Here is a 14,036-nt window from a genome sequence, read left to right as displayed (position 1 = left end):
CGGAGCTGTGCTCCATGCGGTACAGCGAAAGACCCACCAGCAGGGTCACGATGCCCGCCAGGCACAGCCCGGCCAGCAGGGTGATTTTCCATTGAATGGAAAGTTGTCTGAGCGACATGGAGGCGTCCTTATTCGATAAATATCTGAGACTTTGCACTGTAGCGGCCGCCGTTCGGCATTCTTTAAGCCGCCCCTTGAATTTCGTCTCCCCCCTGTAGGAGCTGCCGCAGGCTGCGATCTTTTGATCTTCAACGTCGGCAAAGACGCCAAAGATCAAAAGATCGCAGCCTGCGGCAGCTCCTACGCGGGTTTGTGCGGGCTTTGACAAGGCGGCAGCGGTCCGGCAAAGTGCGCGCCCTCTAATAAAACCCATTCCTGTTATCCGCTGGCGGCTCACGCAGACTGCCGGGCGGACTCTTTCCGTTTGTCACGAGGTTACGAAATGAATGCAGTCATTGCCGCGGTCGGCATCATGCTGGTGCTCAGCCTGTCCCGCGTGCATGTGGTGATCGCCCTGATCGTCGGTGCGCTGGTAGGTGGCCTGACCGGTGGCCTGGGCATCGAGGCGACGCTCAAGGCTTTCAACAGTGGCCTGGGTGGCGGGGCGACGGTGGCGTTGTCCTACGCCTTGCTCGGCGCTTTCGCTGTGGCCATTGCCAAATCCGGCATGGCCCACGCGCTGGCCGACAAGGCCTTGGCAATGGTCGATCGCCAGCATGCCAGCGGCGGTGGCCAGGTCAAATGGCTGCTGATCGGCCTGCTCTGGGTCGTGGCCATCGCCTCGCAGAACATCCTTCCGATCCATATCGCGTTCATTCCGTTGCTGGTGCCACCGCTTCTTTATGTGCTGACCAAGCTGCAACTGGACCGTCGACTGATCGCCTGTGTCATGACCTTCGGCCTGATCACGCCCTACATGTTCCTGCCGGTGGGCTTCGGCAATATCTTCCTCAATGAGATCCTGCTGGCCAACGTCGCCCGCAGCGGCGTGGACATCAGCGGCATCAACGTGACCCACGCCATGGGCATTCCGGCGCTGGGCATGGTGGCGGGCCTGCTGATCGCGTTTGTCAGCTACCGCAAGAAGCGGGTCTACGACCTGGCAAAGATCGAGCAGGTCGAGCAAGTGGCGGTGCAATACAACCCGCTGAGCCTGATGGTGGCCGGCGTGGCCATCGCCGCGGCGTTCGTCATTCAGTTGTTGCTCGATTCGATGATTATCGGTGCACTGGTCGGCTTCCTGATTTTCTCGGTATCGGGCATCGTCAAATGGCGCGACACCGATGACCTGTTCACCGAAGGCATGAAAATGATGGCGATGATCGGTTTCATCATGATCGCCGCCTCGGGCTTTGCCGAAGTGATGAAGGCCACCGGTGAAGTGCAGACGCTGGTCGAGTCGTCGGCGTCGTACATCGATCACAGCAAAGGCATTGGCGCCTTGCTGATGTTGCTGGTGGGGTTGCTGGTGACCATGGGCATCGGCTCGTCGTTCTCCACCGTGCCGATTCTGGCGGCGATCTTCGTGCCGCTGTGCGTGCAACTGGGCTTCAGCCCGTTGGCGATCGTGTGCATCGTCGGCACGGCCGGTGCCCTGGGCGACGCCGGTTCGCCGGCTTCGGACTCGACCCTCGGCCCGACCTCCGGCCTGAACATCGACGGCCAGCACCATCACATCTGGGACACCGTGGTCCCGACCTTCCTGCACTACAACCTGCCGCTGTTGGCGTTTGGCTGGGTGGCGGCGATGGTGCTGTGATCTGACAGGCACAAGATCAAAAGATCGCAGCCTTCGGCAGCTCCTACAGGTGAACACCCTTCCCATGTAGGAGCTGCCGCAGGCTGCGATCTTTTCGAGGCGTTCAACTTTTGACCTGGCATGCCGTTAAAGCTTTTAACCACGCCAACAAAAACAAAAGAGTGAACGCCATGCGCATGAGCCTCAAGGCCAAAGTCCTGTCCCTTGCCGTCCTCCCGGTGCTGCTGTTTGCGCTGGTCATCAGCCTGACCACGCTGTTCATTCTTCAGGAACAGGCCCGCAAGGAGGTCGAGCAGACCCGCGAACGCCTGCTCGGCGATGCCAAGGCGACTTTGCAAAGCTACGTGGCCGTGGCCATGACCACGATCAAGCCGCTGTATGACGCGGCCACCCCCGGCGACGAGACGGCGCGGGCCCAGGTGATCAAGCTGTTGTCGAGCATCACCTATGGCAAGGACGGCTACTTCTTCGGCTACGACTCCAACACCGTGCGCCTGTTCAAGGCCAACAGCCCCGAAGGCGTAGGCCAGAGCTTCAAGGACAATCGCGACCCGAACGGTGTCTACGTCAACCGCGACCTGGTGAAAGTCGCCAAGGACGGTACGCACTACCTGCAATACAGCTCGCCATTGCCCGGCAACACCCAGGTGCTGGTGCCCAAGCTCGGCTACACCGAATACCTGCCCAAGTGGGACATGGCGGTCGGTACCTCGGTCAACCTCGACGGCATCGAAGCACAAGTGGCGGTGGTCCAGGACAAGGTCCAGGAGCGCATGCAAGGCATGGTGCTGAGCATCGTCGGCGTGGCGGTCGTGGTGTTGCTGGTGATCGCCGCAGCCGGGATGTTGCTGGCCAACACCATTCTGCGTCCGCTGCATTTGATGAAAGCCAACCTTGACGACATCGCGGCGGGCGAGGGCGATCTGACCCGCCGCCTGACCATCACCAGCCAGGACGAACTGGGCGAACTGGCCGGCTCGTTCAACCGTTTCGTCGACAAGATTCATGGGCTGGTACGCCAGATCAGCGAAATGACCACGCAACTGACCGGGCTGGTGAACCAGGTGTCCGACCAGGCCAATCGTTCGGATCAGGCCATGGAGCGTCAGCGCCATGAGACCGATCAGGTGGCCACGGCGATCAACGAAATGTCGGCGGCGGCCCAGGAAGTGGCCAAGAGCGCGCAGAACGCTGCGGTGGCAGCCCAACAGACGGATGAAGAAGGCCAGGCGGCCAAGCGGGTGGTGGCCGGCAGCATCGAGAAGATCCATGCGTTGGTGGACGACATCCGCAGCAGCGGCGTGTCCCTCGACAGTCTGCAAAAAGACGTGTCATCGATTGTCAGCGTGCTGGGGGTGATCCGCTCGATTGCCGATCAGACCAACCTGCTGGCGCTCAACGCGGCCATCGAAGCCGCCCGTGCCGGTGAGGCCGGGCGCGGTTTTGCGGTGGTGGCCGATGAAGTGCGGGCGCTGGCCAGCCGTACGCAAATCAGCACCCAGGAAATCCAGGGCATGATCGACCGCCTGCAGGCCGGCACCCAGTCGGCGGTGGAGGCGATGCGTCGCTCCAGCGAGGCGGGCGACGGTACCTCGGCCCAGGCCAACGAGGCGGGAGCTTCGCTGGACACCATGGCCCAGTTGATCGCGACCATCAATTCGATGAACGCGCAGATCGCCAGCGCCGCTGAAGAACAGACCGCCGTGGCCGAAGAGATCAACCGCAGCGTGCATCAGATTGCCGTGGCGGTGGACAACGTCGCCGACGAAACCCAGCTCGGCGCGCAGACTTCGCGCAGCCTGGCCGAGCTCGGTCAGCGCCTGGGCAGCCTGGTCGGGCAGTTCCGTATCTGATCAAAGTTTTTGTGGCGAGCGAGCTTGCTCGCGCTGGGCTGCGCAGCGGCCCCCCAAAAACGGTGAGCGCTCCGCACTCAAGCGGGAGCAAGCTCCCTCGCCACAAAGATCGCAGCCTGCGGCAGCTCCTACACTTACGGTGTGCGTATGAGCACTGGCGACCACACAAGAGGAGTCAGACCCATGATTGACCGTGAAAGTATCTGCGATTGTCCGAAATGTTCCTGCAAGCTCGGTGAACATCCGATTGCCCGTCACGGCAAGCATTACTGCTGTGAAGCCTGCGCCAAGCACCATGAGCACGGCGAGGAGTGCGCTCATAAAGGCTGCAAGTGCTCCCATGGCTGACGGCATTCGCGACACGCTATGAAAAGTGGAGCCTAGTCCGGCTCCACTTCCAGCCTGAGGCTGTCATCCTCCAGGCGTTCGCTGTGGCGAACGGTGCCCTGCAAGCGCCGCCCTTCGACCCGCAGCACCAGGGTGCTGGCTTGCTCCAGACCTTCCGGCAGTGGCGCCGGGACGCGTACGGCGAAGCAGAACGGGTCATTTTCAACCGCTTCCAGTCCGATCCGGCATTCCGCGCTTTTGGTGATGCGGCCGGACTGTGTGTCCAGGCCGTAGTCCAGCAGTGCAGGGCTGTAGACGGATGTCGCACTCATATCACCTCCCCGAACCTGACGGTTGCCAGTGATCAGTTCGCCGGCCGCCACTTGACGTTTTCCACGCCGAACTTTTCAGCCATCGGCTTGCTGGTCTTTTGTACCTTCTCGCGTCCAAACCGGGGAATTCGCCCCACCCCCGCGTCACAGCTCGCCCAATGCCAGGCTTCTGCGTTATCCATTTTATCCAGGCGGATAATGAATGATTTCGGAGTGCCATGGAGTGTGTACTCGATGACGAATAATTTTGCACTGTTCATAAAGCCCCGGTTCCTCCCTGTTGTACATAAAAGGATCGCGTGCCATCAGGAAAATTCACTCGGATTGTCGGATGCCGGTGGTTGCTGGCGACAAGTTCGGTGCCCCGTTACCATGGAATCCTCCCGAACCCCAATGAACATAGACCATGGCCCTCGCCGCACCGCCTGACCTGAGTGACACCGATGTGCCGGTGCAACCGCTGGCTCGCACCTATCCGCGCGGGTTGTACATCGAGCCTCATGAGCACGTCTGGGGCCAGTTGCTGTATGCGATGAGCGGGGTGATGTGGGTCGAGACGCCGCATGAGGCGCTGGTGGTGCCGCCGCAGCGGGCGGTGTGGCTGCCGCCGGGCGTGCCCCACGGGATTCGCGTGGTGTCCGACCTGCAAATGCGCAATATCTACCTGCGACCGTCCCTGGCCGCGACCCTGGATGACATTGTGCAAGTCATCGAAGTCGGCGGTTTGCTGCGCGAGCTGATCGTCGCTCTGGTGGAGCAGGGTAACGACGCAGCGCCTGAGTACTACGACGCGCTGGTGGGCCTGGCGCTGCTGGAACTCAAGCGGGCCAGGCGCTCGCTGCTGAAAATCCCGCTGCCGGACGATTCCGACCGGCGATTGATGAATGTGTGTCAGGCGGTCATGGCCTCGCCTTCACTGGCTATTCCTTTCGAACACCATGCCGATAACGCCGGTGCCAGCGTGCGCACCCTGGCGCGGCTGTTCAAGGACGGTCTGGGCATGGGCTTCGCCGAGTGGCGGCGTCAGGTGCAACTGGCGACGGCGGTGGCCGGGTTGATCCAGGGCGTTGCGGTCAACTCGATTGCCCGGGAGCTGGGCTATTCGCCGAGCAGCTTCAGTGACATGTTCCGGCGTGAACTGGGAGTTGCCCCTTCGCAGTTTCCTGTGGCGCAACGCCAGGACTGAGTTCGCCGACGCCAGGCTTTGGCCGACATTCAGAAGTACTTGGCCGATGCTCGAGGGCATCGCCCTCTAGACTTGGCGCCTACCTCGATTGCTGCGGAATCTGCCATGAACTACCTCCTGTCACTGGCTATCGGCCTGGGTGTCGGTCTGCTCTACGGCGCCCTGGATTTTCGTTCCCCCGCACCCCCGGCCATCGCGCTGGTGGGCCTGCTCGGCATGCTCGCCGGCGAAAAGCTCTGGCCGATGGGCCGTGAGCTGGTGGCTGGCTGGATCTCCTGAACCCTTTTCGACTCGATGGATACGCCCATGAAAGCTCTGCAATTCGATAAAACCGGTGATCTCTCGGCCCTGCGCTACGTGGAGGTGCCTACGCCTGTTCCCGGCGCCGATGAAGTGCTGGTCGAGATCAAGGCCGCAGGCCTCAACCCCAGCGATGTGAAGAACGTGCTGGGACGTTTTCCCTACACCACCTTGCCGCGGATTCCCGGTCGGGATTTTGCCGGGGTGGTGGTGGCCGGCCCGCAGGCGCTGATGGGGCAGGAAGTCTGGGGCACGGGCCGCGAACTGGGTTTTTTCGCCGACGGTTCCCATGCCCAGTTCGTCAAGCTGCCGGCCAATGGCGTGGCGCTCAAACCCACGCACCTGAGCTTCGCCCAGGCTGCCAGCCTCGGTGTGCCGTACACCACGGCGTGGGATGCGCTGGAGCGCAGCCTGGTGACGGCCCAAACCCGTGTGCTGGTCATCGGTGGCGGGGCGGTCGGCAGTGCCGCGCTGGCCTTGGCCAAGGTGCGCGGAGCCCGGGTACTGGCGGCCGCGCGGCGTCCGGAGCAGGTCAAGGACTTGCAGGACCAGGGCTATCAAACCCTGCAACTGGATAAACCCGAGGACCTCGCAGCCCAGGTCAACGCGGTCTATGCCGGCGGTGCCGAGGTGATTTTCGACACCACCGGATTCTGGTTGCCGGCCTCGGTGCCGGCCCTGGCCGCGTTCGGCCGCATTGCGATCATCGCCGCGCCCGTGGACGGTCACGTGCAACTGCCGGCCCTGGCGTTGTATCGCAAGGGTGGCTCGGTCGTGGGGATCAATTCGTTGCTGTACGGGGTGCAAGCGTGTGCAGCGATGCTCGACCAGTTCGGCAAGTTCTTCGATCAGGACCTGTTGCCGTTGCCGCAGGGCTTGTTCGAGTCGCCATTGGCCGAAGGGCTGGCGCGTTATGCCGAGGTGAATCAGGGCAGCGGCGACAAGGTGATCCTGCTGCCATAACCCAACCCCCTTGTGGGAGCGGGCTTGCTCGCGAAGGCGGTGTGTCAGCCAACATGTTTGGCGACTGATACGACGCCTTCGTCGGAACGCCGCCCGGAGCAAGCCCGCTCCCACAGGGGGCCGGTTTCCACCAGCGCATCTCCTGCAAAGAAAAAGGCGCGATTGCTGTAGGATTGGTTACCTAGACTCCAAGAGGTGACCCTATGAGCGAGCCGATTCGCCTGACCCAATACAGTCACGGCGCCGGATGCGGTTGCAAAATTTCCCCCCAGGTGCTGGAAGTGATCCTGGCCGGCAGCGGGGCGCAGAATCTCGACCCGAAACTCTGGGTCGGCAACGCCTCGCGTGACGACGCGGCGGTGTATGCCATCGATGAAGAACGCGGTGTGGTCTCGACCACCGACTTTTTCATGCCGATCGTCGACGATCCCTTCGATTTCGGCCGAATTGCCGCCACCAATGCCATCAGCGACATCTACGCCATGGGTGGCGATCCCTTGATGGCGATTGCGATCCTGGGCTGGCCGGTGAACGTGCTGGCGCCGGAAATCGCCCGGGAAGTGATCCGCGGTGGGCGTTCGGTGTGCGACGCCGCGGGCATCCCGCTGGCGGGCGGACACTCCATCGACGCACCCGAGCCGATCTTTGGCCTGGCCGTCACCGGCCTGGTGGAAAAGCGCCACATGAAGCGCAACGACACCGCCACCGCCGGTTGCCTGCTCTATCTCACCAAGCCCCTGGGCATCGGCATCCTTACGACGGCCGAGAAAAAGGGCAAGTTGCGCCATGCCGACATCGGCCTGGCCCGGGACTGGATGTGCACCCTGAACAAACCCGGCAGCCGCTTCGGCAAGCTCGATGGCGTGACCGCGATGACCGACGTCACCGGTTTCGGCCTGCTCGGGCACCTGGTGGAAATGGCCGACGGCAGCCAGCTCACGGCGCGCATTGAATATGACCGGGTTCCGCGTCTGCCGGGTGTGGAGTATTACCTCGAACAGGGTTGCGTACCGGGCGGTACGCTGCGCAATTTCGACAGCTACGCCAGCAAGCTCGGACGCCTTCAGGAGCTGCACAAACGTGTGCTCTGCGACCCGCAGACCAGCGGCGGCCTGCTGATCGCCGTAACGCCGCAAGGCAACGAGCAGTTCCTTGCCGTGGCCGCCGAACTGGGCCTGAGCCTGGAACCGATCGGTGAACTGGTCGAGCGACAGAGCAACGCGGTCGAGGTGTTTTGATGTTCGTCGACTGCACCGATTACCGCGACATCTTCCTCAACGACCGGCCCATGATGGACGCGCGCGCGCCGGTCGAATTCAACAAGGGTTCGTTTCCCGGTGTGATCAACCTGCCGTTGATGAATGACCATGAACGCCAGCGGGTCGGCACGTGCTACAAGCAGCACGGCCAGCAGGCGGCCATCGTGCTCGGGCATCAACTGGTATCGGGCGCGGTCAAGGCCGAACGCATCCAGGCCTGGGCCGACTTTGCCCGGGCGCACCCCGACGGTCTGCTGTATTGCTTCCGCGGCGGCCTGCGCTCGCAGATTGTCCAGCAATGGCTCAAGGACGAGGCCGGCATCGACTATCCACGGGTGGGCGGTGGCTACAAGGCCATGCGTACCTTCCTGCTGGACACCCTCGATCAAGCGGTTGCCCAGTGCGATTTCGTCCTGCTGGGCGGGATGACCGGTACCGGCAAAACCGAGGTGCTCACGCAACTGGGCAACAGCGTGGACCTTGAAGGCCATGCCAACCACCGCGGCTCCAGTTTCGGCAAGCGCGCCACCGGCCAGCCCTCGAATATCGACTTCGAAAACCGCCTGGCCGTGGATGTGCTGAAAAAACGCGCCCGGGGTATCGAGCAGTTCGTATTGGAAGACGAAAGCCGTGCGGTGGGCAGTTGCGCATTGCCGTTGCCGCTGTACCAAGGCATGCAGCAGTTCCCGATGGTCTGGCTGGAAGACAGCCTGGAGGGTCGGGTCGAGCGGATCCTGCGCGATTACGTGGTGGATCTGTGCGCCGAATTCATCGACGTGCATGGCGATGACGGCTTCGCCCTGTTTTCCGAGCGGTTGCTGGAGAGCCTGAACAATGTGCAGAAACGCCTGGGCGGCGAACGTCATCGGCGCATGCTGGTTTTGATGGAAGAGGCGTTGGCGGAGCAGGCCCGCAGTGGCGCGGTGGATCTGCACCGGGGCTGGATCGAAGGGTTGCTGAGCGAGTATTACGATCCGATGTACGCGTTCCAGCGGGAGAAGAAAGGTGCGCGGATCGAGTTTGCCGGGGAGCGGGGGGCGGTTCTCGAGTATTTGCGTGAGCGGGGCAGTCAGATAGGTTGAGGGTGTTTTTGCCGGCCCCTTCGCGAGCAAGCCCGCTCCCACATTCGATCTCCAGCGAACACAAATTTTGTGACTGTCGCTGATTAAATGTGGGAGCGGGCTTGCTCGCGAAGAGGCCCGATCAAGCAATGCACAACCTCAGGTCGGGCAGGTTTCAGCACCATTATCCAGACCTTGCTTGTACACATGGCTCTGCAGACTGGCCTTGCCGTTGTGCCAGGTCAGGGTGAGCACATACAGCGAGTCGTAGTCGCTGGACTCCCAGTCTTCGGTGATGGTCGTTTTCTTGCCGGTGGCGTCGCCGGCCACCTTGTTGATCAGCTCCGGCAGGTAGCCGTGCGACCAGGCGGTGTAGATGACCGAGTTGTGATACTTGTCGTGAAGCAGTTCATCGGCCAGGTCACTGGTGTCATTGGCGGAGAAATTGATGTTCACCGGCAGGCCCAGCTTGATGGCGCTGGGGCTGATGGTCATCAGGGGGCGGATGTAGCTGTAGGAATTGTCGAACTCGCCTTCCTCGACGTTACGGGTCGGGTTCGCCGCAAACACGTAGTTGGCCTTGCCGAACTTTTCCGGCAGCAACGTGGCCAGGTCGATGGCGCGGTTCAGCCCCTGGCAATTGAGCTGGCCGAGGCCACCGTCGGGTTTTTCGCCGTGGCGCAGGAACACCAGCGTCTGGGTGCCGTCCATCGGTTGGGCACGACTCAGGCTGGATTCCAGCAACAGGAACACCGCGCTGACCGCCAGCAAGACGGGCAACAGCACGTAGGCGCGATGTTTAAAGCGTTTGGTAAAGTTGAACAGATTCATGAATAAAAGGTTCTTCAGCGCAATTCGGTTAAGGCTGACAAACCTTTACACCACGACTTTCCAGCGTCGGGTGTGTTCCATGTCGTTGAAGCCGGTCCGTTTTCAAAGGGGGTGGTGCTCAGAGTCCCCTGAACCCGTTTGGTTCGATTCCGGCCAAGAGCGCAGCAATGTACCGGTAACCTTTAGCGGATTGCAGTGAAGGTTATCGACAGGATGTTGCGGATTTATGGACAGGCTATATCAGATGGTGGTGAAACCGTCGTGATCTCTCTTGATCTCCTCTATCAGCGAGATTGATGGCTCCAGGGGATCGCTGAGCCGATATCTCCATTATGATCGTCACTCTCACTGTCTTCGTGGATCCTGCCCATGACCGATTTGTCCGCATTCCCCATCACCAGCAAATGGCCTGCCCAATACCCGGAGTGGATTCAGCTGTACTCCTTGCCGACCCCCAACGGCGTCAAGGTTTCGATCATGCTCGAAGAGATCGGCCTGCCGTATGAGCCTCACCGGGTAGGTTTCGACACCAATGACCAGATGTCCCCGGAATTCCTGTCGTTGAACCCCAACAACAAAATCCCGGCGATCCTCGACCCTCACGGTCCGGACGACAAGCCGCTGGCGCTGTTCGAGTCGGGAGCGATCCTGATCTACCTGGCCGACAAGAGTGGGCAACTGCTGGCCCAGGAATCGGCCGCGCGCTACGAAACGATTCAATGGCTGATGTTCCAGATGGGCGGCATTGGCCCGATGTTCGGCCAGCTCGGCTTCTTCAACAAATTCGCCGGCAAGGACTACGAAGACAAGCGTCCCCGTGATCGCTATGTCGAAGAGAGCAAACGCCTGCTCAAGGTGCTCGACGGCCGGCTCGAAGGGCGCGACTGGATCATGGGCGAGCGCTACACCATCGCCGACATCGCCACCTTCCCGTGGGTGCGCAACCTGATCGGTTTCTATGAGGCCGGCGACCTGGTGGGCATTCAGAATTTCCCGAACGTCACACGGGTGCTGGAGCGCTTCCTGGCGCGGCCGGCGGTGGTGCGCGGGCTGCAGATTCCAAACCCCGTCGCCAGCTGATACACCGCATAACCTGTGGGAGCGGCGGTGCGGCGGTCCGACTTGCTCGCGAAAGCGGTGGGTCAGTCAATATCAATGCCGTCTGACACTCCGCCTTCGCGAGCAAGCCCGCTCCCACATTCTGTCCTCTGATATTCAGGAATCCCCATGTCCAGCCAGTTCCCCGAAGCACGCCCACGCCGTCTGCGCCGCAATGCGAGCCTGCGCAGCCTGTTCCAGGAGACCGAGTTCAGCCTGAATGACCTGGTGCTGCCGATTTTCGTCGAAGAAGAAATCGACGACTTCGTACCGATCAAAAGCATGCCCGGGGTGATGCGCATTCCCGAGTCGAAGCTGGCCGGTGAGATCGAGCGCTACGCCCGCGCCGGGATCAAGTCGGTGATGACCTTCGGCGTGTCCCATCATCTGGACAGCAGCGGCAGCGACACCTGGCGTGACGACGGCCTGGTCTCGCGCATGTCGCGCATCGCCAAGGACGCGGTGCCGGAAATGATCGTGATGTCCGACACCTGTTTTTGCGAATACACCGACCACGGCCATTGCGGCGTGCTGCACAACCATGAAGTCGACAACGACCAGACCCTGATCAACCTCGGCCGGCAAGCCGTCGCGGCGGCCCGAGCCGGTGCCGACGTGATCGCCCCGTCGGCGGCCATGGACGGGCAGGTCCAGGCGATCCGCCGGGCCCTCGATGACGCCGGGTTTACCCAGACGGCGATCATGGCTTATTCGACCAAGTTCGCCTCGGCGCTCTATGGTCCGTTCCGCGAGGCGGGCGGCAGTGCGCTCAAGGGCGACCGCAAAAGCTACCAGATGAACCCGATGAACCGCCGCGAAGCGGTGCGCGAGTCCTTGCTCGACGAACAGGAAGGCGCCGATGCGCTGATGGTCAAGCCGGCCGGTGCCTACCTGGACATCATCCGCGACATCCGCGAAGCCTCGCGCCTGCCGCTGTCGGCGTATCAGGTGAGCGGTGAATACGCGATGATCAAGTTTGCCGCCCAGGCCGGGGCCATCGATGAAGACCGCGTGGTGCGCGAGAGCCTGGGGGCGATCAAGCGCGCCGGGGCAGACCTGATTTTTACCTACTTTGCGATGGATCTGGCATTGGCCGGGATCTGAAACCCGACACTTTCCCCCCTGTGGGAGCGGGCTTGCTCGCGAATGCGGAGTGTCAGTGACAGATGTATTGACTGACACACTGCATTCGCGAGCAAGTCGGATCGCCGCACCGCCGCTCCCACATTTTGATCTGTGTTGAATCAGGGCGTGCCAAAAAACGAGCGGATCCCGTGATCACGGAAATACCGTTCGATCACTTTCGGGTCCGCGCACGTCTCGGCAATCGCTACATAGGTATCGGGCCGCAACAGATAAAAGCCGTTGCGCCCCAGGCCCGCCGCTTCGAACGCCGGTCGCCAGTCGAACACATGCAACGGCAGATGGTGCTCGTGGCACCAGGCGATCATTTCGTCGCTGGTGTCGCCATAGACATGCACCTGCCAGGTCATGCATTTGAGTGACTCAAAGTTGTCCCCCTCACCGTCGTGGGCCCAGGGCAGGCGATCACCGCCATGCACGTGCCCGGCAACGCCTGTGCTCAATGGCATGCCCCGATAATTCAGGGTGATCTGCGACACCGTGCGAAACAGGAACTGGCGGGAGGTTTCGAACGAGGTGATTTTCGGGATCAGGAACGGCGCCAGGCGCGTACGCAGCAAATCGGCCATCGGCCCGTCGGCGGTAACGAAGGTGAAGACCCGATCAGTGGTCGCCACCAGTTTGCGCGCAAAGGCGATGCGCTCGGTTTCATAGGTGTCGAGCAGCCTGGCCTCGGCAGCGCCGCTCAGCACGGCCGCCAGTTTCCAGGCCAGGTTGATGGCATCGCCTATCCCGGTGTTCATGCCCTGGCCGCCCGCCGGGCTGTGCACGTGGGCCGCATCACCGAGCAGAAACGCCCGGCCATCGCGAAAATGATCCGCCACCCGGTGATGCACGCGGTAGGTCGAGAACCAGTTCAGTTGCTCGATCTGCACCTTCATGTGCTCGATGGCCCGGCTGCTGACGTCTTCGAAGCACAGGGTCTCGGCGTGGTCGGCGCGCTCGTCGCGTACGGTGCCGATCAAGCGCGCGCGGCCACTGCCTGCCAGCGGGAACACGGCAAGGAAGTCCGCCTCGTCGAGGTCCACGTGCAGTTCACCGTTGAATGTCGGGCCGCTGCCCTGTACGTCGGCGACGTAGAAAATCTGCTGGTAAGTACCGCCGGGAAACCCGGTATCCAGGGTCTTGCGCACAATCGACCGGGCGCCGTCGCACCCGGCGAGGAAACAGGCCTGACAGATTTCCTGCTGGCCGTCGGGTAGATTCAGCGTGGCGGTGATGCCGTCGGCGGTTTGCTCGAAGCTGGCCAGTTCGGTGTTGCGTTCCACCGAGATGCCGAAGGCTTGCAGGCGCTCGATCAGCAGTCGTTCGTGTTCGTCCTGCGGGAAAATTTCCAGGAAGGCGTAGGGTGTCAGTCCCTCGCCGACCTGGGTCAGTGGCAGGTGCGCCACGGGTTCACCCTTGACCCAGAAGTTGGCGGCCGCCACCCGATGGCCGTATTGCACAACCGCGTCGGCCAGCCCGAGTTGTCGATACAGTTCCAGCGTCCGCGCCTGGACAGCCAGTGCCCGGGACGTGGTGCCAGGGGCCGAGGCCTTGTCGACAATCCGCACGCGCACGCCCAGTTTGCTCAGCCACAACGCCAGGACCAGCCCGGTCGGGCCGGCGCCGATGATCAACACATCGCTTCTGTGCATGAACCTGTCCTCCTCGCTGGGTAGAACAAGTATGGACGACCCGGCCCCCTGTAGGAGCGAGCCTGCTCGCGATGAACGAAAGAGCGCCGCGTTAATCCTGAGAGTACGCGTTATCGTTAACGTCCATCGCGAGCAAGCTCGCTCCCACAGGTACAGGCACAGGCACTCGGCCCCCTGTAGGAGCGAGCCTGCTCGCGATGAACGAAAGAGCGCCGCGTTAATCCTGAAAGTACGCGTTATCGTTAACGTCCATCGCGAGCAGGCTCGCTCCTACAGGTACAGGGCTG

General features: G+C 62.0%; 14 protein-coding genes. 10 read left to right on the top strand and 4 right to left on the bottom strand.

All coding sequences use genetic code 11. The annotated features are described in order from the left end of the window. Positions 1–442 precede the first annotated feature (442 nt). The 3 genes from ACEN83_RS21230 to ACEN83_RS21220 all read left to right on the top strand — a co-directional run bounded on the left by ACEN83_RS21230 (position 443) and on the right by ACEN83_RS21220 (position 3,960). A complete protein-coding gene (locus tag ACEN83_RS21230) occupies positions 443–1,759 on the top strand; it encodes a Na+/H+ antiporter family protein (protein ID WP_495578328.1) in 1,317 nt (438 codons plus the stop codon). A gap of 170 nt (positions 1,760–1,929) precedes the next feature. Next, complete coding sequence (gene ctpM, locus ACEN83_RS21225; RefSeq protein WP_495578327.1) at positions 1,930–3,612, top strand: methyl-accepting chemotaxis protein CtpM; 1,683 nt, start codon at positions 1,930–1,932, stop codon at positions 3,610–3,612. A gap of 183 nt (positions 3,613–3,795) precedes the next feature. Further along, the gene (locus ACEN83_RS21220) at positions 3,796–3,960 is read left to right on the top strand and encodes a metallothionein (protein WP_015094211.1); all 165 of its coding nucleotides are present in this window, start codon (positions 3,796–3,798) and stop codon (positions 3,958–3,960) included. 32 nt (positions 3,961–3,992) lie between these two features. Here the strand turns inward: ACEN83_RS21220 and ACEN83_RS21215 are convergent, their stop codons facing one another. Continuing rightward, a complete protein-coding gene (locus tag ACEN83_RS21215; protein WP_495578326.1) occupies positions 3,993–4,271 on the bottom strand; it encodes a hypothetical protein in 279 nt (92 codons plus the stop codon). Between the two features lie 32 nt (positions 4,272–4,303). After that, positions 4,304–4,531, bottom strand: coding sequence for a DUF6555 family protein (locus tag ACEN83_RS21210; RefSeq protein ID WP_102701839.1), 228 nt, complete (start codon positions 4,529–4,531; stop codon positions 4,304–4,306). Between the two features lie 146 nt (positions 4,532–4,677). On the opposite strand from ACEN83_RS21210, the gene ACEN83_RS21205 reads away from it, so the two are divergent. From ACEN83_RS21205 to mnmH, 5 genes are all read left to right on the top strand, one after another. Further along, on the top strand, positions 4,678–5,457 hold the full coding sequence (locus tag ACEN83_RS21205; protein ID WP_495578325.1) for an AraC family transcriptional regulator: 780 nt from the start codon (positions 4,678–4,680) through the stop codon (positions 5,455–5,457). A gap of 105 nt (positions 5,458–5,562) precedes the next feature. Then, positions 5,563–5,736 (top strand): DUF1427 family protein, encoded by a 174-nt coding sequence (locus tag ACEN83_RS21200; RefSeq protein ID WP_007971979.1) that lies wholly within the window; start codon positions 5,563–5,565, stop codon positions 5,734–5,736. A gap of 27 nt (positions 5,737–5,763) precedes the next feature. Further along, positions 5,764–6,720, top strand: a complete 957-nt coding sequence (locus tag ACEN83_RS21195; protein ID WP_495578324.1) for a quinone oxidoreductase family protein — start codon at positions 5,764–5,766, stop codon at positions 6,718–6,720. Positions 6,721–6,923: 203 nt separating this feature from the next. Further along, a complete protein-coding gene (gene selD / locus ACEN83_RS21190) occupies positions 6,924–7,958 on the top strand; it encodes a selenide, water dikinase SelD (protein WP_007979269.1) in 1,035 nt (344 codons plus the stop codon). After that, complete coding sequence (gene mnmH, locus ACEN83_RS21185) at positions 7,958–9,061, top strand: tRNA 2-selenouridine(34) synthase MnmH (protein WP_495578323.1); 1,104 nt, start codon at positions 7,958–7,960, stop codon at positions 9,059–9,061. Before selD ends, mnmH begins: the two co-directional genes overlap by 1 nt. 138 nt (positions 9,062–9,199) lie before the next feature. Here the strand turns inward: mnmH and ACEN83_RS21180 are convergent, their stop codons facing one another. Further along, a complete protein-coding gene (locus tag ACEN83_RS21180; protein ID WP_495578322.1) occupies positions 9,200–9,871 on the bottom strand; it encodes a histidine phosphatase family protein in 672 nt (223 codons plus the stop codon). Between the two features lie 369 nt (positions 9,872–10,240). Between ACEN83_RS21180 and ACEN83_RS21175 the strand changes: the two genes are divergently transcribed. Together ACEN83_RS21175 and hemB are read left to right on the top strand one after the other, a co-directional pair. Then, positions 10,241–10,951 (top strand): glutathione S-transferase family protein, encoded by a 711-nt coding sequence (locus ACEN83_RS21175; protein ID WP_495578321.1) that lies wholly within the window; start codon positions 10,241–10,243, stop codon positions 10,949–10,951. A 147-nt stretch (positions 10,952–11,098) separates the two neighbouring features. Next, the gene (gene hemB, locus ACEN83_RS21170; RefSeq protein ID WP_008021700.1) at positions 11,099–12,073 is read left to right on the top strand and encodes a porphobilinogen synthase; all 975 of its coding nucleotides are present in this window, start codon (positions 11,099–11,101) and stop codon (positions 12,071–12,073) included. A gap of 140 nt (positions 12,074–12,213) precedes the next feature. Here the strand turns inward: hemB and ACEN83_RS21165 are convergent, their stop codons facing one another. Then, entirely contained in the window at positions 12,214–13,749 is a 1,536-nt protein-coding gene (locus ACEN83_RS21165) for an FAD-dependent oxidoreductase (RefSeq protein WP_495578320.1), read from the bottom strand. Positions 13,750–14,036: the final 287 nt, after the last annotated feature.

It is taken from the genome of Pseudomonas sp. Pseusp49 (genome assembly GCF_059491875.1).
The sequence above is the reverse complement of the archived record's forward strand: the minus strand, read 5'-3'. Positions and strand labels throughout refer to the sequence as shown.